The sequence below is a fragment of the Nitrospirota bacterium genome (genome assembly GCA_015233895.1).
GTDB lineage: Bacteria > Nitrospirota > Thermodesulfovibrionia > Thermodesulfovibrionales > Magnetobacteriaceae > Magnetomonas.
Map to the genome: position 1 here is coordinate 214124 of JADFXG010000002.1, position 24300 is coordinate 238423.

The following is a 24300-nucleotide window of genomic DNA, read 5'->3' on the forward strand; positions in this document are numbered from 1 at the left end:
CATAGTGACACCAAACGTGGCTTAAAAAGATTCTGGAGTTGATTGAAGCAAATACAGGTTATGTATATAACGAAAGCATAATTGAAAGATACATATTTAAATTTGAATAGAAATTTTCTTAATATTAAAGGAGCACTAGAGAGAGAGAGAGAAGCAAAAAATACGCCATTTTGCACTCTTTAATTTACAAACCAACATCTTCCCTCCCAAAAACATTTTTTAAACTACTACAGGATAATAAACAAATAAAAATGCAATGTCAAGTAAAATTTTCTAATATTTTTAATATGTTACAAAAGTAGCCAAAAATGCTAATATAATTGAAATAGAGACAGTAGGGCTGATACCGCAGTATTATGATATTACTCTGAAGAGTATTTTGAAAGCGTTGCTATGAAAATTCTTGAAGATATTGACTAGATTTGAGACTACAAAGTTTCCTGACATGCTATTTTCTTACAAAATTATATGAATTGCCACTTGAGGAAAGAACAGACTATGTTTTAAAATTACTAACCTTGCCAAGGCTAAGAGTTTTGAAAGAATCCGTAAAAATGGAGGTTCATAATCTTATCAGGAAAGCCGGTTCAGTAAATGAATTAAAGGGGTTTTGGGTAATAATGTATAATATTGTTGAGCTAAAAATGCTAAGTTTGGCCATAACTGAAATAGAGTAAGTTTTAACGCACTTATTCATGTTCAATAGACAGTGTAAACCCTTGAGATGAAATATGAAATATATTTTGCGTTATCAAGTACATTATACGAAATAATTTAATGGAGGGAATGTAGTGGAGATATTTCAGGCAATTGTTTTAGGTATAGTGCAGGGAGTAACGGAGTTTTTTCCGATAAGCAGCACGGCTCATCTGATTTTAATACCGTGGTTTTTTGGATGGACCGGGGCTGTGGATTCACTTGAGTTTGATATTGCTCTGCATGTTGGCACTTTGCTTGCGCTTGTTACGTTTTTTTTCAAAGACTGGTTGGAAATGTTTTTTAAAAAACACAAGAGAAGGCTTCTTTATCTAATTATAGTGGCAACTGTACCGGGAGCAATAGCCGGTAAGCTGCTTGATAAGTATGCAGAGACCTCGTTAAGAAGTCCGCTGATAATAGCGGTTAGCCTGATTGTGGTTGCGATAGCTATGTTTATTTCTGAACGGGTTGGAATCAAAGTACAGACAGCTGAAAAGTTAAGTTACTTAGATGCAGTGTTAGTTGGCATAGCACAGGCTTTTGCCATAATTCCAGGAGTGTCACGCTCCGGTGGCACTATTACTATGGGTATGTTTTTAGGAATGAAAAGAGATGAAGCTGCAAGGTTTTCTTTTTTAATGTGTACTCCGATTGTAGCAGGGGCTGCAGCTTTGCATGGGTATCATATACTGAAAGCACATAGTGCAGGCTTTAACATGCCGATGTTTGTCTTTGGTGTGCTTGCCTCTTTTATATCAGGGGTGTTAACAATTAAATTTCTACTGTCTTTTTTTAAGAGATTTTCATTAAACGGTTTTGTTTATTACAGGATTGTTCTTGCTCTGGTAATAATAGCTACGATGGTATGGCAGAAGTCGTAAAGGGAATAAAGTATGAGATAAAGGGGCTTATAGCCGTATTATTAGCGCTCTTTACGGCAACGTCTCTGCTTACTTATAACAAGTGGGACCCCTCCCCTTTTACCTATACCGATACATCCGCCAGTAACTATTGCGGCGTTGTCGGCTCATACTTTGCAGACATATTGCTGTCTTTTATTGGCAGCTGTGCGTTTATATTCCCGTTTTTTCTGTTTTACTATGGGTTGAGGAGGCTTCTTGGCTCTGTAAAGAAAAAAGAAAACCTTGTTGGCACACTGCTTTTGTTAATTACGCTGCCTATGGTTTTCGCTCTTGTTGCCGATACATTTAACACAATGGCAGTGCGTGGAGGGTTATTTGGCGTTGTTTTGATTAATATTCTAAAAAAACCATTCTCTCCGGTGTTTGCATACATTGTGACACTGTCGGTTTTTTATACATCAATAGCTCTGATGCTGCCGATTAACCTGACATCTATATCTTTCAGACGGAATCCTAAGGCAAAGAGCGATCCAATTACTGTTGCCACTGGTGAGACTCCTAAAGACAGCGGCATAGAGCCAGACTTTAAAATCATCAAACATAAAGAGGAGCCGCCTGAGGAGGAAAGGAAACACACAGTGGCAGTACGGCAGTTTAAGATGATGCCGGAGGTGCGCGAGGGCCAGTACACGCTTCCTAAAGTGGAATTGTTAAGCAACAATGATACTGAAAAGTATGAACTCACCAGAGAGGAGTTGATCCTGGCTGCCGACATTTTAAAAAACAGGCTTTCGGATTTCAATGTCGATGGGAAAATCTCTCAGGCACACCCCGGCCCTGTTATAACCATGTATGAGTTTGAACCGGCACCGGGTGTTAAAATCAGCAAAGTGGTGTCCCTCTCTGATGACCTTGGGCGTGCTATGGGCGGAATTAAAGTAAGAGTGTCATTAATACCCGGCAAGACCCCAATAGGAATAGAGGTGCCTAATGAAAAAAGAAGTGTGGTCAGCCTAAAGGAAATTATAGCGTCAGACAGGTTTGTTAAAAAGAGTTCACTGTTAACACTGTGTATGGGTAAGGACATCTATGGTAACCCTATAGTGGAGGACCTTGCCAGAATGCCGCACCTTCTTGTAGCTGGAACAACGGGCTCAGGTAAAAGTGTAGCCATAAATTCGATGATTATGAGTATCCTTTTTAAAGCTAAACCCTCGGAGGTAAAAATGCTGATGGTTGACCCGAAACTCCTTGAGCTTTCAATCTATGAGGGAATACCACACCTGATTTCAAATGTTATAACAAGCCCTAAAGAAGCCTCAGACGCTCTAAAGAAAATGCTGCTTGAGATGGAACGCCGTTATCGTCTGATAGCCGGACAAGGGGCAAGAAACATAGAGATGTTTAATGCCTCAGTGGCCGATGAGGAAAAACTCCCCTACATTATAGTGATCATAGATGAGCTGGCAGATTTAATGTTTACGGCGGCAAAAAATGTGGAGGACTCAATTGTGCGCCTTGCGCAGATGGCACGAGCATCCGGGATACATCTGATTGTGGCCACACAGAGGCCCTCAGTGGATGTCATAACGGGGATAATCAAGGCTAATTTCCCGTCAAGGGTGGCATTTATGGTGTCCTCAAAGGTTGACTCAAGGACGATTCTGGACACTCACGGGGCGGAAAAGCTGCTTGGCCGCGGAGACATGCTGATGCTTAGCCCAGGCGCTAAGATAACCCGCGTACACGGCGCTTTTGTGGATGAAAGTGAGATAAAAGCTGTCGTTGATTTTGTTAAATCACAGGGACGGCCGGATTATTCTATTTTTGAAAATCTGATAATGGAGGAGGCACAATCTGCCGACACTGACGCCACAAGCAGTGACAAAGATGACGTGTATAAAGATGTAATCAAGTATGCCCAAACTATGGGAGAGGTATCAATATCCTCAATACAGAGACGGTTTAAGATAGGCTATAACAGGGCGGCGCGTATAATGGATATGCTGGATGAGGACGGACTTGTAGGGCCTCCCAAGGGTGCAGGGAAACCAAGGGATTTTGTTTCCAATTGAATTGTTGGACTCCTCTCCAGTAACAATATGTGTGGCTTACTGCGCTGCTTTACTATGCCTGAACGTGTTATCTTCAGAACTTAACCGGCGCTAAATGTACCAAATAACGTACACTTACTCCTTGCAATTATTCCGCTTAAGCTCTACGCGGCGGTTCTTTGCACGGTTTACGTCTGTTGTGTTTGGCACAAGCGGTTTTGTATCGCCGTAGCCCTTAGCAGTAAGCCTCGCAGGAGATACTCCGTGGTTGACAAGCCAGGTCTTAACCGAATTTGCCCGCTCATCGGATAACTTTAGATTGTAGGCGGGTTTGCCTATGTTGTCGGTATGGCCTCCTATTTCCGCAACGTACTGCGGGTCGTTGTTAAAAAGTGCTAACACCTGGGTCAATACCGGTTCGGAGCCGGGGGCAATTGTAGCCTTGTCGAAGTCAAAATTGACGCCATAGATCTCCAATGTGCATTCCTTAGGGGTTGGCCCCCCTGCCTGCACCGTTATAAGCTCATAGGAACCCGTTGCTTTATCGTTTCCGGATGTGTGTTTTACGATATACCACAGCTCACCCAAATTGGTCTTATTTGTTGCTACCGTGTAATAAATATTTTTTGGATCGGAGACCACAGAAGCACTAATTGTCTGAAGTGCGTTTTGATAATTCTTCTTAATTACCAACGGGGTGGGGGTTCTTGATTTATCGGTTAGCGTGTAGTTTGTTACAAGAACGTGGCCTGCTATGATTTTGCTACCGCCTGGAAGATCGACCTTTACGGAATCGAAATCACGATAACTACAGTTGTCTATCTTAAAATATGAAAACTGTTTAATCAGCCACGGCGGGTTTTGGCAATCACGGTTTTTTGCATTGAGCGGAGCCGTCATAGCCTGTGCCTGTACCTCTTGCTCGAACGAGCGTACATTTACGGTAGTAAGCATGTATGATGTAGTTGAATCGTCATTGCCACTACCATGCTTATAAATGTACCAAAACTCGCCATACGGAGTTTTTTGAGTAAACACCGCATGATTAACATTGTTTGGATCGGAAACGAGTTGAGCGCCAATAGTTTGTAGGGCATTATTATAATTATTCATGACCGCAGCAGCAGTCGGAGAGTTCTTTTCGTTGGTTATAGTATACGTGACAGTGACACGAGCGCCTTCTACTGACTTTTCACCACCGGGCAAGTCGAGCCTGACAACGTCCCAGCCTTTGTTTTCACATGAAGCAAGCTTAAAATCAGAAAACTGTTTAACCAGCCACGGCGGGTTTTGGCATGTGCTGCTTTTAGGGTCAAGAGGCGCTTTCATAGGTTGAGCCTGAACCTCTTGCTCAAGCGGACGCACTTGCACGGTCGTCAGGATAAATCCATCGGTTGAGTTCTCGTTACCGCCACCGTGGGTGTAAACAAACCAGAACTCCCCTTCGGGGCCTTTTTTTGTCATTACGGCCTTGTAAATGTTTCCTGGGTCGGAGACGAGTTGAGCGCCAGCGTTTTGAGCTTGTTTGACATAGTAGGACAAAGCATCTGCTGCTTTGGGGGTTTTTGCCTTATCTGTTAGTGTGTATGTAATTGTGCTGCGATGGCCAGATACCGATTTTTCTCCCTGTGGAAGATCAAATTTTAGAGTAGCCCATGCCTTATCGTTACATGACGTAATGGTAAACCCTGTAAGGGGTGAGGATGCCCAGGACGGCGCCTTGCATCCTGCAGCATTGTCGGCTTTGGCAACACTGGATAACCCAACAGTAATGAACATAATGATGGTTGCCGATAAAAGCCAATATTTAAAAAAGCTATTCTTTTTCATTTCAATCTCCTTTTTACAAAATAACGCTAATTTGGTTTAAATGTTAAGATGTATAAAGTGTATAGTATGCAATCGGCCTATATTATTGTCAAGAGGTCTCAAGCTGGGCAGCTTCAGGATTCTATGGCCTTTTTCAAAACATAAGAGGCAATCTTACACTGAAAGCAGTACCCACACCCTCAGACGATTGAAGTGACACTTTAGCGTTTAGTACATCGGCAAGCTCCTTTACTACGGCAAGCCCTATTCCCATCCCACCCGATTGCTTACCACGGTAGTAGCGGTTATAAACCAGTGGTTTTTCACTGTCAGAAATCCCTCTGCCTGTGTCTTTAACTGTTATGATAAGTTCAGCCTCTGACATTTCATAAGAAAGTGTTACGCCTCCCTTTTCCGTAAATTTGATGGCGTTTGAAAGGAGATTATGAAAGATAATTGAGAGCTTTTCTTTGTCTCCCATTATTTTTATATCATTGCCGGCATCGGACAATGTAAGAAAAATGCCTTTTTGGGCAGCCTGAGCCATAAAGGGTTCAATCATATCTCTTAAAAATGGTACAAGTGTAAATTCCTCATAAACAGGTTTCCTGAAAAAAGTCTCCTCTGCCCTTGCAACATCCTCTATGCCCTGAACAATTGAGGTAAGCCTTTCCACTTCTAAAGCAATAACGGTATGACACTTTCCGGGGTTTTCGTCAGCCACACCATCAACAACAGCCTCAACGTTTGCTCTCATAATCGTAAGAGGAGTTCTGAGTTCGTGTGCTATGTTAGACATGATTTGTTTTCTCTGCTCATCTTCGCGCCTGAGGGCTGAAGCCATGAAATTAAACGCACTGGCCAGATCGCCTATTTCATCTCTGGTTGTAACAGGAATGCTCACATTAAAATCACCACTGCCTATTTTTGCCGTTGCCGCTATCAACCGCTTAAGCGGTGTTGAAAGAAAAACGCTAAAGAGCACCGACAGTATAATTGCCCCGCCTCCGGCTATTAAAAAGGATATTAATAAAAAATGTTTACCACGTTTTTTAAACAGGTTTTCTTTTAAAGACGGAAAGCCGTAACCGGTAATAGGCCATATCCACACAGAAGCAAGAAGACTACCGTTTACCATTATTGGGTAGTCCTTGTAGTGCTCCCCTTTTTTCCCTGTTTTTAAAATATCCTCCATGTTACGTGTCATAACACTATGGTGTCCGCTAAAAACACTCTTTGCGTCCATCACTACGTTACCGTCTTTATCTAAAATTTCCACATAAAGCCCCAGCATAAGTCCCCAGTGCACGGCATCGTACAGAAGATTCCCACATCCATTCCCCTCTGTTTGATACGCATCTTGCACTGTTGAAACTACCCATGAAATATTTTGAGTCTCATTTGCCGCAACATAGTCGTTAAAGTCTTTTGTAATTAACCACTTAAAAATCAGATTTGAGATCAGGGCAATTATTATAACAGTCGCAAAGGATAAAAACAGTTTAGTCCTCATCCCTTACCCCTGAAAAGCTGTAACCCTCGCCATAGACTGTTTTAATAAAAACAGGATTTTTATTGTCATCCCCAAGTTTTCGCCTGAGATTTTTAACGTGTGCATCCACTGCCCTGTCTGAGCCTTCAAAATCATATCCCAGTGCTATACTTAACAGTTGCTCACGGCTGAGCACTCTGCCGGGATGCTCAGAGAGTGCTGTAAGTATCTTGAACTCAGTTTGAGTTAAGGGTAAAACAGTGCCGTTTAAACTTGCCATTTGCTTATCAATCAGAAGACATCCGTTATTAAAAGAAGTTGCAGCGTTTCTGTTACCTGAACGCCTAAGATGTGACTTCACCCTTGCCATTAACTCCCGGGGGCTGAAGGGTTTTATAACGTAGTCGTCTGCTCCGGATTTAAACCCCTTTAAGATGTCCTTTTCATAGCTCTTTGCCGTCAGCATTATTATGGGGATGTCCGAGTTTTCCCGTATCATTACCGCTATGTCTTCACCGTCCATATCGGGAAGCGTGAGATCAAGAATGATTAAATCAGGGCTGTGGCTCATCATGTTAAGGCCGTCAGAGCCGGTTTGGGCATACAACGCCTCATAGCCCTCCTTTTTAAGATACATAATTACAATTTCGGCTATGTTTTTTTCGTCTTCTATTAGTAAGATTTTTTTCATTTAGGAGTTAAACAAGTTTATCATCTATATTATAAAAAGACAAGAAATTTATTTCCCTGTCCTGAAGCCCTTAATTACATGAACCAATTTCCAGATATCCAGTGAGGTAAGGGCATTATTCCATGCAGGCATACCGTAAGCTTTTGAACCGTGTGAAATTAAATTATAAATTTCACCATCCGTACTACCGTGCCTGAACTTCCCGGATGTAAAATCAACAGCTTTCATAGTCTCCCCACTGCCGTTGCCTCTACTGCCATGACATGCGGCACAGTGGGCTGCATATAGCGATTTACCCTCCTCCATCGCTTTAGCGTCAGGCTTTACAGGGTTTTTTAGCTTTTGATACTTTTTATGGCTATGCGCACCACTTTGATGACCATCTGAGTTTTCCTCATGAGCATACACAAAAACAGCTGCCATTAAAACCAAAGTCAACACTGTAATCAGTACCGTTTTTCCAAAACTATTCATAAACTGTGTAACCTCCTTATTTTTCTAAGACTTCTGCAAGAAATATTTGTTTTAACTCAAACTACTGTCTATTATAAGAAAAAAATGTGAATAAATTATGAATTTTCTCCTCTTTAATAAAGACTAATTGTATTCATATTTTATTCATAATTGAGTGTTACTATGAATCATTGTCTAAGAAGGAGGGGGCAATAGGACAATATCAGTTGTTTTGTAAATAAAAAAAATATAGGAGGTTTCAATGAAAAATGTTAATTCAGTAAGGTTGTTTCTGATTTTGTTAGCAATAACTGTAACAACTCTAATGGTAGGAGGATGTGCCGGGTTAGAACAGGCACATCATGAATATTTGATGAAGGGAACTATCTTAGAAAAAACAGGCGATGAGGTGTATCTTTGTATAGGTACTAAAGATGGAGCTCAGGTTGGCCAGGAATTGAACGTGTATCTAACCAGAAGAGTTATCGGCAAGGGCACACACACAGATTGGGAGCGTGTGTTTACGGGAAAAGTAAAAATCACGGAAATTGTTGATGAACATTTTGCAAAAGGTAAGGTTATCTCTGGAACAGTTAAGGAAAATGATATAGCCGAATTGTGATAATGTTTATTGCCTATGTAGATAACTCCGTTAATAGAAAAACTGGATTCCTGCTTTCGCAGGAATGACAGAAACAGATAATCCCATCCTCTGTCATTCCCGCCTACGAGCGGGAATCCAGTCCCTTTTTCTACTTTGAAAAACATAGAAACATGCCTACTTAGAAACCTGAAAACACTCTGCCGGAATTAACTCCGTAAACATTTAAACTTTTTAATGCAGCCTCACAGAAAATTCATAATTTATTCACAATTGTGTGATAGGATAATAATAGATTAAAAAACAAAAACAGGGGGTACAACAAAATGAGAGTTTCTAAAATTAAGTTTCTGACACTGTCGTTACTGATGATTTTAGTCTTATCATTAGCTGTTTATGGTAGTGGTATGGCAATGATGGGTGGTGGCGGCGGTTCTCAAGGCAATGGTGGTGGCATGGGCAATGGCGGTGGCATGGGCAATGGCGGAGGTATGGGCAATGGTGGTGGCATGGGCAATGGCGGAGGTATGGGCAATGGCGGAGGTATGGGACATCAACCCCCACCTGATAATAGAACAGGTTCAGATATGGGAAATGGCCACTTATATTAGTCGTATAACTCTGCTGAATATATAAAAATCCCTCTATGAGCAGTCTTTTAGACTGCTCCGACTGGGGTTAGTTTTCACCTTAAAATGCCCAGTCATAGTCCTCTTCCTCTACGACTTTTTCCTGTCCGGAAATGTAATATGTGGGATCATATATTTTTATGCCAAGCTCAATGGCTGCTGCCTCATCGGCGCCAAAGATAGAGGCATAGTCGCCGTGAAATCCATCACAAATCCCTTGAACTGAACACATTTTACACTTAGCTGAATAACAATAATCACACTGGCTTGTCCTTACCAGCGCATTGTCTCTGTAAAAGTCCTCCTCACGGTTGCCTCTGCCCAGTTTTTGTTTGACCGTGTTTACGGCAAAACTAATCTCCCGGTAAAGCGCCTCTATCGGGGCACGTGTGTGTGGATATGTCCGTATTAACTTCTGAACGGCATCTGTTGCAAACTTAAGTGCTACCGGAAACTGCATAGTTTCAAGCGATATAGTCCTGCGGTCCACAGGTTTTGTAATCTCTCCATCTCTCATTCTCTGGGGCTTTAACGCTGTCCATGACCATGAGACATAATCCCATTCATGAAGGTCATAGGGATTTTGTTGAAAGTTATATATGTTTTTTCTATGCCTTTCCTCTGCCATACACATTGGCAAATACCGGACATTACACTCTATCCCGACATCCTCAAGATAATCCATTGCAGGAGTTAGATACGCTTTTACATCCGTATAATTTGCCACATTTCCATCCGACAGTTTATCGCTGTTGTGCTGGTCCTCAAACGGATTAAATGTTATAAAGTTTACCACTCGTGCTCCTGTATTATGGGCTAACTCTGAAATAGCCATAAGCTCAGGCAGTGTTGTTTTACTTAACACACAGTTAAATCTAAACGGAATATTCTCAGCTACGATGTTCTCCAGTGCCGCCATCTGCTTTTTACTTGCTCCCTTTACTCCGACCAAAGAGTCATAGTTATCACCTAACCCGTGCACACTGATAAGCAGATCTCGTACGCCGGCTGCTTTTAACTCGCTGCACCGTGTCCTTTTGCAAAGCAATACAGCGTTAGTGATAAGGGTCGGTAAAAGCCCGATATTGCGGCAGTGTTGGGTAAGTTCCAAAATTTCTCTGTACAGCGTCGGCTCACCGCCCTGAATATCTATAGCATTGTTGTGGTAAAAATCAACAAGACAGGAGCATATTGCCTTTGCCTTTTCAAGTGTCATAAAAGGATGCTCTTTGTGTGATGCTGATTCTATCCTTTCAAGAAAATAACAGAATTGACAACGCAAATTGCATGTCTGCCCAAGCCACAACACTGCCCGCTTGTTTAACACCCGTTTATGTGTTTTCTTATATCCGTTGGTTCCGGTATTCATCCTCTGGCCCTCATAGTACTCTACAACTATGTCTTAATTCCTGTAAATATAAAAATATATTTTCTTTAACCATTTTAGTGAGCCGATTTGCTTTCTAAGTCTGTCTGAGCCGCTTTCGCCAATAACGAGTCTTACAGCTATTATAAGGATATCGTTAAACATGAAAGGATATACACTCATCCCTTTTAACATCATCATGAGTCCTTTCAGGTAATGCTTCTGACAGATACATCTGTCGGCATTAAGCATAAACACTTTGGAAAGTCTCTTTCTAAACTGAGAAGAAGGCACGCTATGGCGGTATTTTTCTATCACTGCGGCCTCATCTGTAACCATCCTTTCAACGTGTTTTGATATATTGCCCTCATGTATTCTAATGTTTACAAGGGCCCTTTGTGTGCCCATGATTTTATAGTGTTTCAGTACCCTAAGCCAAAGGTCGTAGTCCTCAGGGCCTTTAAGGGATTCATCAAAGAGGCCGCATTTTTCAAACACCTCACGCTTTACCAAAACCGTAGAAGGCATTATGAAATTAATCGTACTAAAGAGCCGCTGAAAGCTGACCGGTTTCAAGTCGTCAAATCTTGCGGCATTTCTGTTTACATCAAGCAGACCGGTATCGCTAAAGGTGTTGTAGTCGCAAAACACCATACCGGTATTGTCTGACAGATATAGGATTTTAATCAGAGATTGCAGCATATCACAGTTCCAGTAGTCATCGGCATCGCAAAAGGCGATGCAGTTTCCGGTTGCAAGAGCAAGCCCTGCGTTCCTTGCTGCCGAGGGACCATTGTTTTTTTGATAAACATATTTAATTACGCCTTGTTCAGCTAACGGCGCTAACACAGCTTTGGTATCGTCGGTGGAACCGTCGTCAATTACAAGCGTTTCAATATTTTTGTGGGTTTGACTGAGTATGCTGTCAATGGCTTTGCACACATATTTGCTGCGATTAAATGTGGGGATTATCACTGTGACCTTTACTGTGTCTCCGCCGTTATCAAACATCAGGTTGCACCATCTCTCTACTTGTTTTTTAGCCTTTCATATACATCCTCAAACATCGAGGCTATCTCTTTGAACACTGCTAAAATATTGGGATCAAAGTGATTTGGCTTTGTTCTGTTATCACCTTCTGTTATAATTTTAAATGTGGTTGTATGGTCAAAGCAGGGTTTATATCCTCTGCGGTTTCTGAGTGCATCGTAGCAATCTGCTATAGCTGTAATTCTGCCGCCAATGTGTATGGATTCATGTGCCAGCCCGTAAGGATAGCCACTGCCATCCCATTTCTCATGATGTGTCATAGCTATGACGCGTGCCAGTTCAAGTCTTTTGTGATTCCCTATAATATTGGCTGCAAACACTGGATGTTGTTTCATCTCAACCCACTGCTCATGAGTTAATGCCACGGGTTTTCTCAGGATGTCCGGATGTACGTGGATTTTACCAACATCATGCAGCGTTGCCTGAAGCCTTATATCTTTTACAAAGGAATCAGGCATGTTCATTTTCTTTGCTAACAGGGCACAGTACTCTCCCACTCTGTAAATGTGATTCCCGGTGTCATCATCGTTTGCCTCAGATGCCCTTGCAAGAGCATGTACGGTATATTCAAAAGACTTCTCGGTTTCTTTAATTTGCACTGACAGTGACCTCATAAAAAGTGTTTGTACTACAAGAGTTTCTAAAACGGCAGCGTCGTATATAGTTACATCCCGTCCGTAATTTAGCGCAACAATTACAAGTGCATCGCTCAGGTAACAGATAAGGTTTTCAGCAGATATGTTATACCTCTTAAGGTTTTCAACAAGTGGAGCAAATGTTTTTTCCTGAGCAGGATTATTGCTGTAAAAAATGCTTGAGCTTTCTGTTCCCTCTGTCATAAACCATGCGTCTAAAACAAACGGATGCCTTTGGATTTTATTAGTATATCCATACCGATACCACTTATAATTTTTTTTATCCTCGATAACTCGCACAAGTATTATCAGGGGCTTATCATACATTTTGTCTGACTTTCTGACAATCTGCTCCACCATCATATCCAGCACGGGCATAAATCTGAAATTTAGCGTGTTCACCGATTTAATAAGACTCCCACCAGCAACGGTCAAACTGTTAATGTTGCTGTAGGCTGCCTTAAGCGCATCATTTAACTGCTTGACTTTAAGAAGGTTGGCAATCCTTGCCAGTACCTCATCTTTATTGAAAGGTTTCGTTATAAAGTCCTCAGCCCCTGACTCTATGCCGGTTATTCTGTCTGACTTAGAGTGTAAAGATGTCAGCATTATTACAGGAATGTCTCTAAGGTCATCGCTTTCTTTAATCTCTTTGCATACATCAAACCCAGTCATTCCTGGCATCATTACGTCAAGAAGAACAAGATCAATTTTCACGGATTTGATTTTTGTAAGTGCAGATTCACCATCAGCCGCCATAATCAGCTCATAGCCCTTTGGCACTAGTATGTTTTTAAGAAGGTGGAGATTTACCTCCTCATCGTCAACACAGAGGATTATAGGTTTATTGGGATTCATGAATTTGACTCAGGACTTTTTTTACAATCTCAGGCAGTGCCCTGGTATCAAGTGGCTTCGTTACATATCCGTTAAACCCGGCCTCAAGAGCCTTTTCTCTGTCTCCTTTCATAGCAAAAGAGGTGACAGCAATTACCTTGAGGTCTCTATGTTTTGGATTGTCACGCAACTGATGCAGAACCTCAAAACCATCCATAAGCGGCATTTGTATGTCAAGAAGCACTACATCAACCGTATGTTCCTCAATCATCCTCAGCCCCTCAACCCCGTCTGCAGCCTCCCACACCTGATAGCCATTAGCTTTCAATATCTGTCTCTCAAGTGCCCGATTCTGCTCGTTATCTTCTACAATAAGAACGTTTTGCATAACGCAAGCCCTCCTGTTCTGTTGACGGATGTATGCATCATGTGCTCTGGCTGACAGGAAGTGTAAATATAAATTTACTTCCTGCCCCAGGCACGCTCTCTACCCATATGCTGCCTTTGTGAAGTTCAACCAGTTTTTTTGTAAGAGCCAACCCAAGCCCTGTACCTTCATATTTCTTGCTATAAACGGATTCCAACTGGGTAAACTCTGTAAATAACTTTGGTATATCCTCAGAGCTTATCCCTATCCCTGTGTCAATGACACTTACCTCTACGTCATTGGTGTCAGGTATTTTTCTTGCAGCCACAGTTACCGTGCCGCCTTTGGGAGTAAATTTTACTGCATTACTAATAAGATTAAATAGCACCTGTTTGATTTTTCTCTCATCAACCTCTAGTGGAATATTCATATCCGGTGACATCTCAACTGTTAACCTAAGTCCATTTTTCATTGCTCTCTCTTTGTGCATGATAAGCGATGAATCTATCAGTTCCCCTAAAGATAGCAATTCAAATTCTGTTTCTAACTTTCCTGATTCAACCTTAGAAAGATCCAGGATGTCGTTTATCAGGTTTAACAGGTGTCTGCCGGCTGAAAGTATGTACCGGATATTTTCGTGCTGCTGCTCATTAAGGGGCCCTGGCAGTTCATCCTCCAAAACCTCCGAAAACCCTATTATAGAATTAAGCGGAGTTCTCAACTCATGGCTCATATTGGCAAGAAAATCAGACTTCACCCTGTTAGCAGTAACTGCCGCCTCTTTTGCCTCTATTAGCTCTTTTAGCGCTCTGATTCTGTCTGTGATGTCCTCCGAGATGCCAAGCAGATATTGCGTATTTCCTCCGCCGTTTAATATAGGTATTTTTTTTGTATGGAGAATTCTCTCACCTAAAATTTTCGTTTTTATCGGTTCCTCAGGAATGTCAACAAGCTGCTTACTAACAATTACTTCCATGTCTTTTTCTGTAAAGAAATCGGCCTGGTTACGAGAGAAAATGTCGTGATCAGTTTTACCAATTAATTCATCTTCTCCGTAACCCAACAGTTTTTGTCCTGCCTTGTTGACTCTTACAAAACGCAGTTCTGTTGCATCCTTAACAAAAATCATGTATGGGATGTTATCTATTATGTTAGATAAAAATGCTTCACTATTCCGTAATTTTTCCTGCATTTCTTTCCTTGCAGTGATGTCCCGTGCAGCTCCTATGTATTGAATTACTCTCCCATCTTTGTCCCGGACCGGAAATCCACGGCCCCAAATCCACCTGACAGTGCCGTCCGGGTGAACGATACGGTACTCGTTATCAAAGGGTTGTCCGGTTTTTAGAATTTCCAGTTCGGCGATAACCCGTCCAACGTCATCCCGATGGATGGCATCTAAGAAGGACCTTGGATTTTCATACAGACTTGTCATTGAGCGTTTCCATATACGCTCGTATCCGGGGCTGATATAATACATCTTTTCAACTTTCGGATCTGTTATCCAGAAAACCTCGACTATATTTTCTGTAATAAGCCTGAAAAATTCCTCTTTTTCCCTCAGATTTTCATTAGTATTCTGAAGCAGCATATCTGTCTTATGCTTGTAGATAGCCATATCTATAGTAATTTCGAGTTCCTTTTGTGTAAAAGGTTTAACTATGTAGCCGTAGGGTTCCGTAATCTTAGCTCTTTCCACAAGAGGCTGCTCCGTGTGGCTTGTCATGTAAACGACAGGTATGTGAAAAGTATTGTAAATATAAGAGGCAGCTTCTATGCCGTCCATTTTCCCTGCCAATGCTATATCCATAACTACAGCATCAGGTTTGTTTACTCTTATGTTCTCGATCGCCTCCTCTGCCGAGGTTAACATTGAGGTTATCTGATACCCTCTTCTGTTTAAATATTTACTTATAATCCCGGTAGTAACCGGATCGTCATCCACAACTAATACCTTATTAGCAGCCATAACTTTCACCCCCCCTCAGAAAAATTGCTACACTGTGGCGTCTGTATCAGTGCTTACATTTAAACCTATCAGAAACTCAGCACAGCCGTCAATATTATGAACCGTTAAACTGCCGCCCATATTGGTCTCAATTATCGTTCCGGTTTCATAAATGAAGGAGAGCAGAAGAATTATTTTATGCTGAAGCTTGATATTCACAGACCCCCTCCTCATGAGCATTTCTGGCAAGACATTCTACTCATGCCTCCAACCCCTGTCTTTAAGGGCAGCAGTGACTGAAGCCACATATCCCCACTCCTAAGTGAATAATAACAAAAACACGGAGTACTTTGCAATATTTATTCAATAAAATACAGCAATCTCGTGTATAATATGAAACGTGGTAAAGAAAAAGAGTAAAGGAAATTTTCTTAAAAAGGCACTTTATTTATTAATAACCGCTGTGCTTATTTATGTAACGATTTTTGGTTTCTATCCGCGGTATAAAAAGCAAATTTCCCCGCTCGTTAGAAAGGTTCCGTACTTAGACAAGATTTACAAACCTGTCGGCACTCCGATAAAAGCCCGCGTGGTTAGAGTATATGACGGAGACACGGTTGTTGTGGCTCCGTTTGAGGGAAACAAGCGCTTTATTTGCCGCCTTTACGGAATTGACGCTCCTGAGGTCTCAAGCATGTCGCAAAAAGGACAGCCCTTCGCTGTGGAGGCTTTGCAGGAATTAAAAAAGTTAGTTTCAGGATACACGGTTGAAGTTACCACTACAGGGGATAGTTCTTACAATCGGGAGATATGTCTGATTACCAGAGACGGACTTGACATAAATCTTGAAATGGTAAAAAGAGGATACGCATGGGCATACGTTAAGTATCTAAAGAAGGAGGACTCAGGCAGGTACGTGGATGCCAAAATTGCGGCAAGTGAAAAGAAACTCGGACTGTGGCGGCAAAAAGACCCCGAGCCTCCGTGGGAATTCAGAAAAAAACATGAGTTTAAGTAAGCGGAGATTTTTAAATTTTATACCCTTTATTATAATAGTGTCGTTATTGTATAATTGAGTGTTCCTTTTTTAAACCATAACTATAGTGAATTATACAGGAGATGAGTGATAAGCGAATGCCTAAGACAGCCGGTATAGTGATTATAGGGGATGAGGTACTCTCCGGTAAAGTGGAGGAGTGTAATGCCTACTATATGGCAAAGGGGCTCAGGGCTAAGGGAATAATCGTAAGGCGTATCAGCGTTATCCCTGATGAGGTGCCAGTCATTGCCGGGGAGGTAAAAAAGTTTGCAGCCGACTATGACATCGTGTTTACCTCTGGCGGACTTGGGCCCACACATGACGATGTCACTATCGAGGGTATTGCTAAAGGCTTTGGCGTGCACGTGGTAACTGAACATTCCCTGCACACTTTCCTCTACAACCGGTACGGCAGCAAGCTGACCCCCGAAAGAAGCAAGATGGCTGAGGTTCCGGAGGGAGCCACCGTGATTTCACATGAGGATATACGTTTTCCTCTCATAAAGTTTAAAAACATTTATATACTACCAGGACTCCCTGAGTTTCTCAGAGACAAGTTTGACGTCATAATATCCTATTACAACGAAAATCCAATAGCGCTGAAGAAAGTATATTTCAACGAGTATGAATCGGAACTAGCGCCGTTTATTAATGAAGTCGTATCTAAAAATCCGGATGTTAAAATCGGCTCTTATCCGGTTTTAAATGAAGAGAGCTATATGGTTTATCTGACCTTAGAGTCTTTTGATTCCAGTGCCGTTGACCGCGCCGTTGACATGATCACACAGAGCAAGTACCGTGACAAGATTGTCCAAATAAAGTAACATAAGGGGGGTGAGTGCAGGTGACTAAATTGAAACCTTTTTTAACCGAAGAGCAGATCGCAATTAAAGTGAAAGAACTCGCAGCAGAGATAAATAAAGACTTCGGAACTGAACACTTTATAGCCATAGGAATACTAAAAGGCGCCTTTATGTTCTTTGCCGACTTGATTCGCCATATAAAAGCGCCTCTTTCGATTGATTTTATAATTTCATCAAGCTATGTGGATACCAGCACATCTGGTGAGGTTACAATTCACTCTGACATCAGAGCGGACATTGCAGGTAAGGACGTCCTGCTAATTGAAGATATCGTTGATACGGGGATATCGCTTAACAAAATCCGTGAAAGAATTCTGCAAAAGTCTCCCAAAACACTTAAAACGTGCGTGCTCTTAGATAAAAAAGACAGACGCATTGTTGACGTTCCGGTTGATTACACCGGATTTGTCATCCCTGATGAGTTTGTAATTGGCTACGGTGTTGATTACAACGACAGTTATAGAAATCTTCCCTACATAGGGATTTTAAAACACTAAGAAAGAGGAACTATGTTTGAACTATCCGTAGAGTCCACCTTTGCAGCGGCACATCAACTGCGCGGGTATAAGGGCAAGTGCGAGGCCCTACACGGCCACAACTGGCGCGTACAGGTTGTCGTGCAGGCCGATAAACTTAACGAAATTGATATCGCTGTTGATTTCCACGATATTAAAAAGCTCACAAAAGATGTGACCTCTCAACTTGACCATGCGTTTCTGAACGACATCTTTCCGTTTACTCAGATAAACCCATCCTCTGAAAACATAGCCAAGTGGATTTACGATACGTTAAGAAAAAAAATATCAACCGAGCACGCTCGGCTGCTCTCAGTTACCGTGTGGGAATCTGAAACCGCCGCCGCCACCTACTACGAGGATTGATGTGCCGAACTCAGAGTTTATAAACAAAATCCTTGATGCCGCAAAATCCAAAGGCGGGGTAAAGTGTGAGGTGTTTGCTGCCTCCGGAACAAGCATTGAGGCAGAGGCTAAAGAGGGTGAGGTGGAAAGTCTGGAACGCGCCCAAAGCTCAGGGTTTTCTATACGCATACTTAAAGACTTTAGACAGGGGCTTGCGTATTCCACAGACTTTGAAAAATGGCCGGAGGTGCTTGACAACGCTCTTGAAGCCGCAAAGTGGACTCAAAGAGACGAAAACATAGAGTTTTCCCCGCATCAGCACTACACTGATGTTGACATATATGATAAAAACATTGTCTCAGTTAAAGAAGATAGTGTTATAGCAATGGCTATGGATATTGAAAGAGCCGCCATTAACGAAAGTGCTAGGATAAAACGCGTAAGAAATGCCTCGGCCTCTGTTGCCGTCTCAGAGATACAAATAGCAAACACTGAGGGGCTCTCCGGCTTTTACAGTTCAACACAATGCAGCTTTTCAGTTATGGCTATGGCTGAGGAAAATGGTGACACTCAATCGGGCTGGCACTATGAAACAAACCGATACCTGCCTGAGGCTTCAATTGCCGCAAGTGTCGGAAAAACCGCTGCACTCAAAGCTCTTGAGCTCCTTGGCGCAAAAGCGTTTAAATCACTAAAAACCTCAATTGTTATGGATAACTCAGTGGCGGTGGATTTCTTAAGTCTCATCGCATCCTCCCTGTCTTCTGAAAACGTACAAAAAGGGAAATCCATGCTTTCAGGTAAACTCTCTCAGGCAATCATTTCTAAACACGTTAATATAATAGATGACGCAACAATGCCCAAAAACTCTGCAAGCCGTCCCTTTGACAGCGAGGGTGTGCCGTCTCAGCGGACTGTACTGATTAACGAGGGAACTCTTAAAGGTTACCTGTATAATCTCTATACAGCTAAAAAGGACAATGTAAGATCAACCGGAAATGCCGCAAGAGGCGGAATAAAGGGGTTTCCACTGGTGGGTTCGTCAAATCTATACATTGAGCCGGCAGGAGAAAAATATAAATATAAAAACCTTGATGAAATGTTTAAAGAAATGGGAACAGGACTTTACATAACGGACGCTATGGGAGTGCACATGGCTAACCGCATAACCGGAGATTTTTCGGTAGGAGTAAGCGGCATCCTGATAGAAAACGGAGTCCGGGCATTTCCTTTTAAGGAGGCTGTGATGAGCGGTAATTTACTTGATTTTTTTAAAAACATTGAGGCATTCACCTCTGAAATAAAATTCTATGGGCGATACGGCAGCCCCTCATTACTCATAAAGGACGTGGATATAAGCGGCTAGGAGTCAGCGACTCCAGGCAGGTGGTCAGCGACCACTGGGGAGTCGGCGACTCCATGCAATTAGAGAATGATTAAAACGATATTGGAGGGATAAATGGATTATTTCTTTACAGAAGAGCAAATTATGATAAGGGATTTGGCACGGCAAATCGCAGAGGAGAGAGTGGTTCCTGTGCGTGCGGAGTTGGATGAAAAAGAGGAATTCCCAAGAGACATTATGAAAGTAATTGCGCAGGCTGACCTTTTTGGATTATTTGTGCCGGAGCAATACGGAGGGCTTGGTAAGGGGGCGGTAGAGCTTTGCATAGCGGTAGAGGAATTAAGCCGGGCATGTCTTGGCGTTTCAACAAGTTATGCCGCTAATGCGCTCGGCACTTTTCCGATTCTCCTTTTTGGCACAGATACTCAAAAGAACACATATCTGCCTGATATTGCTGCCGGTAAAAAACTGGTGGCGTTTGGCCTTACCGAGGCCAATGCCGGAAGCGATGCCGCAGGGATTCAAACAACCGCTGTAAAAGACGGCGATGATTACATATTAAACGGCACCAAGCAGTGGATAACCAATGGCAGTGAGGCCGAGATATACACAATAATTGCCATGACAGATAAAGCCAAGGGAGCTAGAGGCGCATCCGCCTTCATCGTTGAAAAGGGAACGCCAGGATTCACTTTCGGAAAGAAAGAAAAGAAGATGGGGATAAGAGCCTCAGTCACATGTGAGCTTGTGTTTGACAATTGCAGAGTGCCTAAGGAAAACATTCTTGGCAAAGAGGGTATGGGCTTTATTGTAGCCATGAAGACACTCGATCAGTCAAGAATCGGAGTGGGAGCTCAGGGACTTGGCGTTGCTCAGGGGGCTTTTGAGGAGGCTGTAAAATTTGCGAAAACCCGTATTCAGTTTGAAAAACCCATTATAAGTTTTCAGGCAATTCAGCACATGATTGCAGATATGGCAATTGAGATAGAGGCCGCACGCGCATTGATTTATTCTGTGGCCAGATTTATAGATAGCGGAGCTAAAGACATCACAAAACCCTCAGCTATGGCCAAAACTTTTGCTACCGACATTGGGATGAAGGTTACAACTAATGCGCTTCAGGTTATGGGCGGCTCCGGTTACATGCGCGACTATCCGGTTGAAAAAATGATGCGGGACGCTAAGATTTTACAAATCTATGAGGGCACTAACCAAATTCAAAGAAATGTCATCTGCCAAAACCTGATTAAAGAGTTTTCACGGATGAAATAAATTGGTGATGATGAATTTTAATTATATCCGTTGCCAAAAGTATGATAGTGTAGATTCTGGTAAGGAGGAGATTGCCACACCCCCTGCGGGGGTTCGCAATGACGGCATGGAGCAGTGCTCCCTATCCGTCATTACGAGGAGCGTCAGCGACGTAGTAATCTCTTCCTTTTCTTTATCCGTCAGTATAAAGAGCGGAGGCGGCATGGAAATGTCAGCTTTGACAAGTAAAGCATTAACAAATAAAACATGAGAAAGGTATAAACATGAAAATAGTCGTATGTATTAAGCAGGTGCCGGATACGGCTGAGGTAAAGATTAATCCTCAAACTAATACGCTTATGAGAGACGGGGTGCCAAGTATCATAAACCCTTACGATTTACACGCAATCGAGGCTGCGGTTGCAATTAAAGAGGTGATGGATGCAACGGTTACCGTGCTTACGATGGGACCTCCTCAGGCTGAGGTTGCGCTTCGGGAATCAATTGCAATGGGAGCTGACGAGGCAGTGCTGCTTAGCGACAGAGCGTTTGCTGGCTCAGACACATGGGCTACCGCCTACACACTTTCCGGCGCCCTAAAAAAACTCGGGTTTGATTTAATCTTTTGCGGTAAACAAGCCATTGACGGCGACACCGCTCAGGTGGGGCCCGCTATGGCGGAGTTTCTCGATATTCCGCATGTAGCGTATGTAAGCAAAATTAACTCCATCTCTGATACCAGCGTTGAGGTGCGGCGGATGATGGATGATGGCTACGATGTCGTTGAGACCTCCGTCCCTGTGCTCTTTACCGTTGTAAGGGAACTTAATCAGCCGCGGTTTGCCTCGCTTAAGGGAAAGATGCGGGCTAAAAATGCCCAAATAAAAAAACTCACCCATGCCGATATTGGATTAGATGAAAAAGACCTGGGGCTTTCCGGCTCCCCCACCCAGGTAAAAAACATCTTTGCGCCTGAGATGAAAAAGGAACGCGTTGTGTTTGAAGGTAAGCCAGAGGAACAGGTCACAGAACTTCATAACGTACTGAAATCTGTTAAATGTATATAAATGGAAAAATGCTTATTCCTTTAGATCAGGAAAACTTATTAAACAATGAAAATAAAGGATAAAAGATGAGATTGCCACGGGATTTCATCCCTCGCAATGACAACAACTCCGCGCCGTCTTTGCGAGGAGCGACAGCGACCAGGGGAATCACCTGTAGGGGAGGGCAATCTCATCATTATTGCCTGAGTTAAGTGAATAAGCGTTTAATGGAAAACCAATATAAATCTAATGTGGAGTGGATATGCAAATAAAGGTAGATAGAGATCTATGCAGCAGTTGTGAAACCTGTATAGCCTCCTGTCCGTATGAGGCAATTGTGTTACAGGAGGGCAAGGCCTTTGTTAATGAGTACTGTCAGATATGCCGGATTTGTCTGAGCGTTTGTCCTGAGGGCGCAATAAAAGAAGTACCGGATGCGCAGGATAGTAAAGATACGGTTACTGACATCTCTGCGTACAAAGGGGTAATGGTGTTTGCTGAGCAGCGTGAGGGAAAAGTTTCTCAGGTAGCGTTTGAACTTCTTTCAGCTGGTCGCCGCCTTGCCGATAAATTATCGGTTGAGTTATTTGCCGTGCTTTTAGGCGCACCGGAGTCTGAGGCCAATGAACTAATAAAGTGGGGAGCCGATAAGGTGTTTTTATGCAGCAGCGACTCACTGACAAGTTTTAATGATGAGCCTTACACCAATATTGTTTCAAAAATCATAAAGGAGCATAAACCTGAAATTGTGCTTACAGGAGCTACGGCAATAGGACGGTCGTTTTTCCCGCGCGTTGCTGCCCGTCTTCATGCGGGGCTGACTGCCGACTGCACATCTTTGGAAATCGAGGATGGAGGGCGCAACCTGCTTGCCATAAGGCCGGCTTTTGGCGGAAACATCATGGCAACTATAATGTGCCCCGACACCCGCCCTCAAATGGCCACTGTGCGGCCAAAGGTAATGAAAAAGTGCGCTTGCAGCGCTAACCACACAGGGACTATTGTTAATATTGAAGTTCCCACTAACGGTAAATGCAGAACCAAAGTGCTTGAAACAACAAAGGATGCTGATTTCTGTTCCATTAACATCCAGGAGGCTGAGGTAATAGTATCAGGTGGCAGAGGGCTCGGTAACCCTAAAGGATTTGAGATGCTCAAAGAGCTTGCCGAACTGGTAAACGGTACACTGGGCGCTTCAAGGGCAGCCGTTGATGAGGGCTGGATTCCTTATAACCATCAGGTTGGCCAAACCGGTAAGACAGTCTGCCCAAAGATTTACATCGCCTGCGGCATATCTGGTGCTGTGCAGCACATGGTAGGAATGCAATCATCGGATATTATTATAGCCATAAACAAAAACGCCGAGGCACCGATATTCAGTATCGCCAATTACGGGATAGTGGGCGACCTGTATGAAATCATACCGAGGTTGATTAAGCGAATAAAAGAGGAGAGAGGTTGATGAAAAAAGCAGCCGTTGTGTTTCCAGGGCAAGGGTCTCAGGGTGTGGGGATGGGACTTGACCTCTTTGAAAAATTTGAAGAGGCAAGAGAGGTTTACAAAGAGGTCTCCACGGCTCTGAACTATGATATAGCAAAGTTATGCTTTAGCGGTCCAAAGGAGGAATTAAATAAAACCTACAGGACACAGCCAGCGCTTTTAACAACAAGCATAGCAGCCTACAGAGTGCTTCTGTCAAAGGGTATAAAACCGGAGGTACTGGCAGGACACAGCCTTGGGGAGTATTCAGCACTTGTTGCTGCAGGTGTTTTGACTCTTACTGCTGCAACCAAGCTTACTGAAATGCGTGGCAGGTTTATGCAGGATGCGGTGCCAGAGGGCCAAGGGCTTATGGCGGCTATATTGGGGCTTAACAGAGAGATTGTAGATAATATCTGTTTAGCGGTAAAGTCCGGCTACGTTGCACCGGCCAATTATAATTGCCCTGAGCAGACTGTCATAGCAGGCGAAAAGCCGGCAGTTGAGGAGGCAATGATACTTGCCAGAAGTGCCGGAGCCAAAAGAGCAGTGCCACTTGCCGTTAGTGTTCCTTCTCACTGTACGCTTATGGTCAGCGCCTCCGAAAAGTTAAGTAAATACTTTGATGGCGTTGAATTTAAAAACGCTGAAATTCCCATTGTTAATAATGCGGACGCTATGCTTCTGGTTACGGCAGACCAAATAAGGTCAGCGCTTATCAGACAACTAAACAGCCCGCTTCTTTGGGAGGACTCGGTGAGAAAGATGGTTGACACCGGTGTAGAGGTGTTTATCGAGGTTGGCCCAATAACGGTTCTGTCAGGACTAATTAAACGGATAGACTCTACTGTTACACTTTTAAATGTGCAGGATAGCGCCTCATTGGATCGAACCGTGGCTGCACTAAATAACTAATACCAAGT

The 24300-nt window shown here is 42.9% G+C and carries 25 protein-coding genes; 15 read left to right on the forward strand and 10 right to left on the reverse strand.

From position 1 onward, the window contains the following. Positions 1–536 precede the first annotated feature (536 nt). From HQK88_03150 to HQK88_03160, 3 genes are all read left to right on the forward strand, one after another. A complete protein-coding gene (locus tag HQK88_03150) occupies positions 537–677 on the forward strand; it encodes a hypothetical protein (GenBank protein MBF0615797.1) in 141 nt (46 codons plus the stop codon). 114 nt (positions 678–791) lie between these two features. Beyond that, a complete protein-coding gene (locus HQK88_03155) occupies positions 792–1580 on the forward strand; it encodes an undecaprenyl-diphosphate phosphatase (GenBank protein ID MBF0615798.1) in 789 nt (262 codons plus the stop codon). Further along, on the forward strand, positions 1565–3637 hold the full coding sequence (locus HQK88_03160; GenBank protein ID MBF0615799.1) for a DNA translocase FtsK 4TM domain-containing protein: 2073 nt from the start codon (positions 1565–1567) through the stop codon (positions 3635–3637). Before HQK88_03155 ends, HQK88_03160 begins: the two co-directional genes overlap by 16 nt. A 114-nt stretch (positions 3638–3751) precedes the next feature. On the opposite strand, the gene HQK88_03165 is transcribed toward HQK88_03160, so the two are convergent. The 4 genes from HQK88_03165 to HQK88_03180 form a co-directional block, all read right to left on the reverse strand. Next, positions 3752–5446: an OmpA family protein gene (locus tag HQK88_03165; protein ID MBF0615800.1), complete on the reverse strand. Its 1695-nt coding sequence runs from the start codon at positions 5444–5446 to the stop codon at positions 3752–3754. Between the two features lie 133 nt (positions 5447–5579). Beyond that, a complete protein-coding gene (locus tag HQK88_03170) occupies positions 5580–6938 on the reverse strand; it encodes a HAMP domain-containing histidine kinase (GenBank protein MBF0615801.1) in 1359 nt (452 codons plus the stop codon). Then, entirely contained in the window at positions 6928–7608 is a 681-nt protein-coding gene (locus tag HQK88_03175) for a response regulator transcription factor (protein MBF0615802.1), read from the reverse strand. The genes HQK88_03170 and HQK88_03175 overlap by 11 nt, the downstream gene beginning before the upstream one ends. A 48-nt stretch (positions 7609–7656) precedes the next feature. Then, complete coding sequence (locus HQK88_03180; protein ID MBF0615803.1) at positions 7657–8082, reverse strand: c-type cytochrome; 426 nt, start codon at positions 8080–8082, stop codon at positions 7657–7659. 241 nt (positions 8083–8323) lie between these two features. On the opposite strand from HQK88_03180, the gene HQK88_03185 reads away from it, so the two are divergent. Together HQK88_03185 and HQK88_03190 are read left to right on the forward strand one after the other, a co-directional pair. Then, positions 8324–8683, forward strand: a complete 360-nt coding sequence (locus HQK88_03185) for a hypothetical protein (protein MBF0615804.1) — start codon at positions 8324–8326, stop codon at positions 8681–8683. Between the two features lie 305 nt (positions 8684–8988). Continuing rightward, on the forward strand, positions 8989–9273 hold the full coding sequence (locus HQK88_03190; protein ID MBF0615805.1) for a hypothetical protein: 285 nt from the start codon (positions 8989–8991) through the stop codon (positions 9271–9273). 79 nt (positions 9274–9352) lie between these two features. Here HQK88_03190 and HQK88_03195 read toward each other — a convergent pair whose 3' ends face one another. From HQK88_03195 to HQK88_03220, 6 genes are read right to left on the reverse strand one after another with little or no spacing between them, the layout of a single operon-like run. Next, complete coding sequence (locus HQK88_03195; GenBank protein ID MBF0615806.1) at positions 9353–10660, reverse strand: radical SAM protein; 1308 nt, start codon at positions 10658–10660, stop codon at positions 9353–9355. Between the two features lie 33 nt (positions 10661–10693). Next, entirely contained in the window at positions 10694–11668 is a 975-nt protein-coding gene (locus HQK88_03200) for a glycosyltransferase family 2 protein (protein MBF0615807.1), read from the reverse strand. 17 nt (positions 11669–11685) lie between these two features. Continuing rightward, complete coding sequence (locus HQK88_03205) at positions 11686–13200, reverse strand: response regulator (protein ID MBF0615808.1); 1515 nt, start codon at positions 13198–13200, stop codon at positions 11686–11688. Beyond that, entirely contained in the window at positions 13187–13567 is a 381-nt protein-coding gene (locus tag HQK88_03210; GenBank protein MBF0615809.1) for a response regulator, read from the reverse strand. Before HQK88_03210 ends, HQK88_03205 begins: the two co-directional genes overlap by 14 nt. A 37-nt stretch (positions 13568–13604) precedes the next feature. Further along, entirely contained in the window at positions 13605–15515 is a 1911-nt protein-coding gene (locus HQK88_03215; GenBank protein ID MBF0615810.1) for a PAS domain S-box protein, read from the reverse strand. Positions 15516–15542: 27 nt separating this feature from the next. Next, a complete protein-coding gene (locus HQK88_03220; GenBank protein ID MBF0615811.1) occupies positions 15543–15713 on the reverse strand; it encodes a hypothetical protein in 171 nt (56 codons plus the stop codon). Positions 15714–15894: 181 nt separating this feature from the next. Here HQK88_03220 and HQK88_03225 point away from each other — a divergent pair, with 181 nt between their 5' ends. The 10 genes from HQK88_03225 (at position 15895) to fabD (ending at position 24292) form a co-directional block, all read left to right on the forward strand. Then, a complete protein-coding gene (locus HQK88_03225) occupies positions 15895–16512 on the forward strand; it encodes a thermonuclease family protein (GenBank protein MBF0615812.1) in 618 nt (205 codons plus the stop codon). Between the two features lie 116 nt (positions 16513–16628). After that, entirely contained in the window at positions 16629–17357 is a 729-nt protein-coding gene (locus HQK88_03230; protein MBF0615813.1) for a competence/damage-inducible protein A, read from the forward strand. Between the two features lie 14 nt (positions 17358–17371). Continuing rightward, complete coding sequence (gene hpt / locus HQK88_03235) at positions 17372–17893, forward strand: hypoxanthine phosphoribosyltransferase (GenBank protein MBF0615814.1); 522 nt, start codon at positions 17372–17374, stop codon at positions 17891–17893. A gap of 12 nt (positions 17894–17905) precedes the next feature. Beyond that, a complete protein-coding gene (queD, locus tag HQK88_03240; GenBank protein MBF0615815.1) occupies positions 17906–18277 on the forward strand; it encodes a 6-carboxytetrahydropterin synthase QueD in 372 nt (123 codons plus the stop codon). A gap of 1 nt (position 18278) precedes the next feature. After that, entirely contained in the window at positions 18279–19622 is a 1344-nt protein-coding gene (locus HQK88_03245) for a TldD/PmbA family protein (protein ID MBF0615816.1), read from the forward strand. A 93-nt stretch (positions 19623–19715) separates the two neighbouring features. After that, positions 19716–20873: an acyl-CoA dehydrogenase family protein gene (locus tag HQK88_03250; protein MBF0615817.1), complete on the forward strand. Its 1158-nt coding sequence runs from the start codon at positions 19716–19718 to the stop codon at positions 20871–20873. Positions 20874–20880: 7 nt separating this feature from the next. Further along, on the forward strand, positions 20881–21123 hold the full coding sequence (locus HQK88_03255) for a hypothetical protein (GenBank protein ID MBF0615818.1): 243 nt from the start codon (positions 20881–20883) through the stop codon (positions 21121–21123). Between the two features lie 13 nt (positions 21124–21136). Further along, the gene (locus HQK88_03260) at positions 21137–21919 is read left to right on the forward strand and encodes an electron transfer flavoprotein subunit beta/FixA family protein (protein ID MBF0615819.1); all 783 of its coding nucleotides are present in this window, start codon (positions 21137–21139) and stop codon (positions 21917–21919) included. Positions 21920–22160: 241 nt separating this feature from the next. Further along, positions 22161–23360: a 4Fe-4S binding protein gene (locus HQK88_03265; protein MBF0615820.1), complete on the forward strand. Its 1200-nt coding sequence runs from the start codon at positions 22161–22163 to the stop codon at positions 23358–23360. Then, positions 23360–24292, forward strand: a complete 933-nt coding sequence (fabD, locus tag HQK88_03270; protein MBF0615821.1) for an ACP S-malonyltransferase — start codon at positions 23360–23362, stop codon at positions 24290–24292. Before HQK88_03265 ends, fabD begins: the two co-directional genes overlap by 1 nt. The last annotated feature ends 8 nt before the right edge of the window (positions 24293–24300 follow it).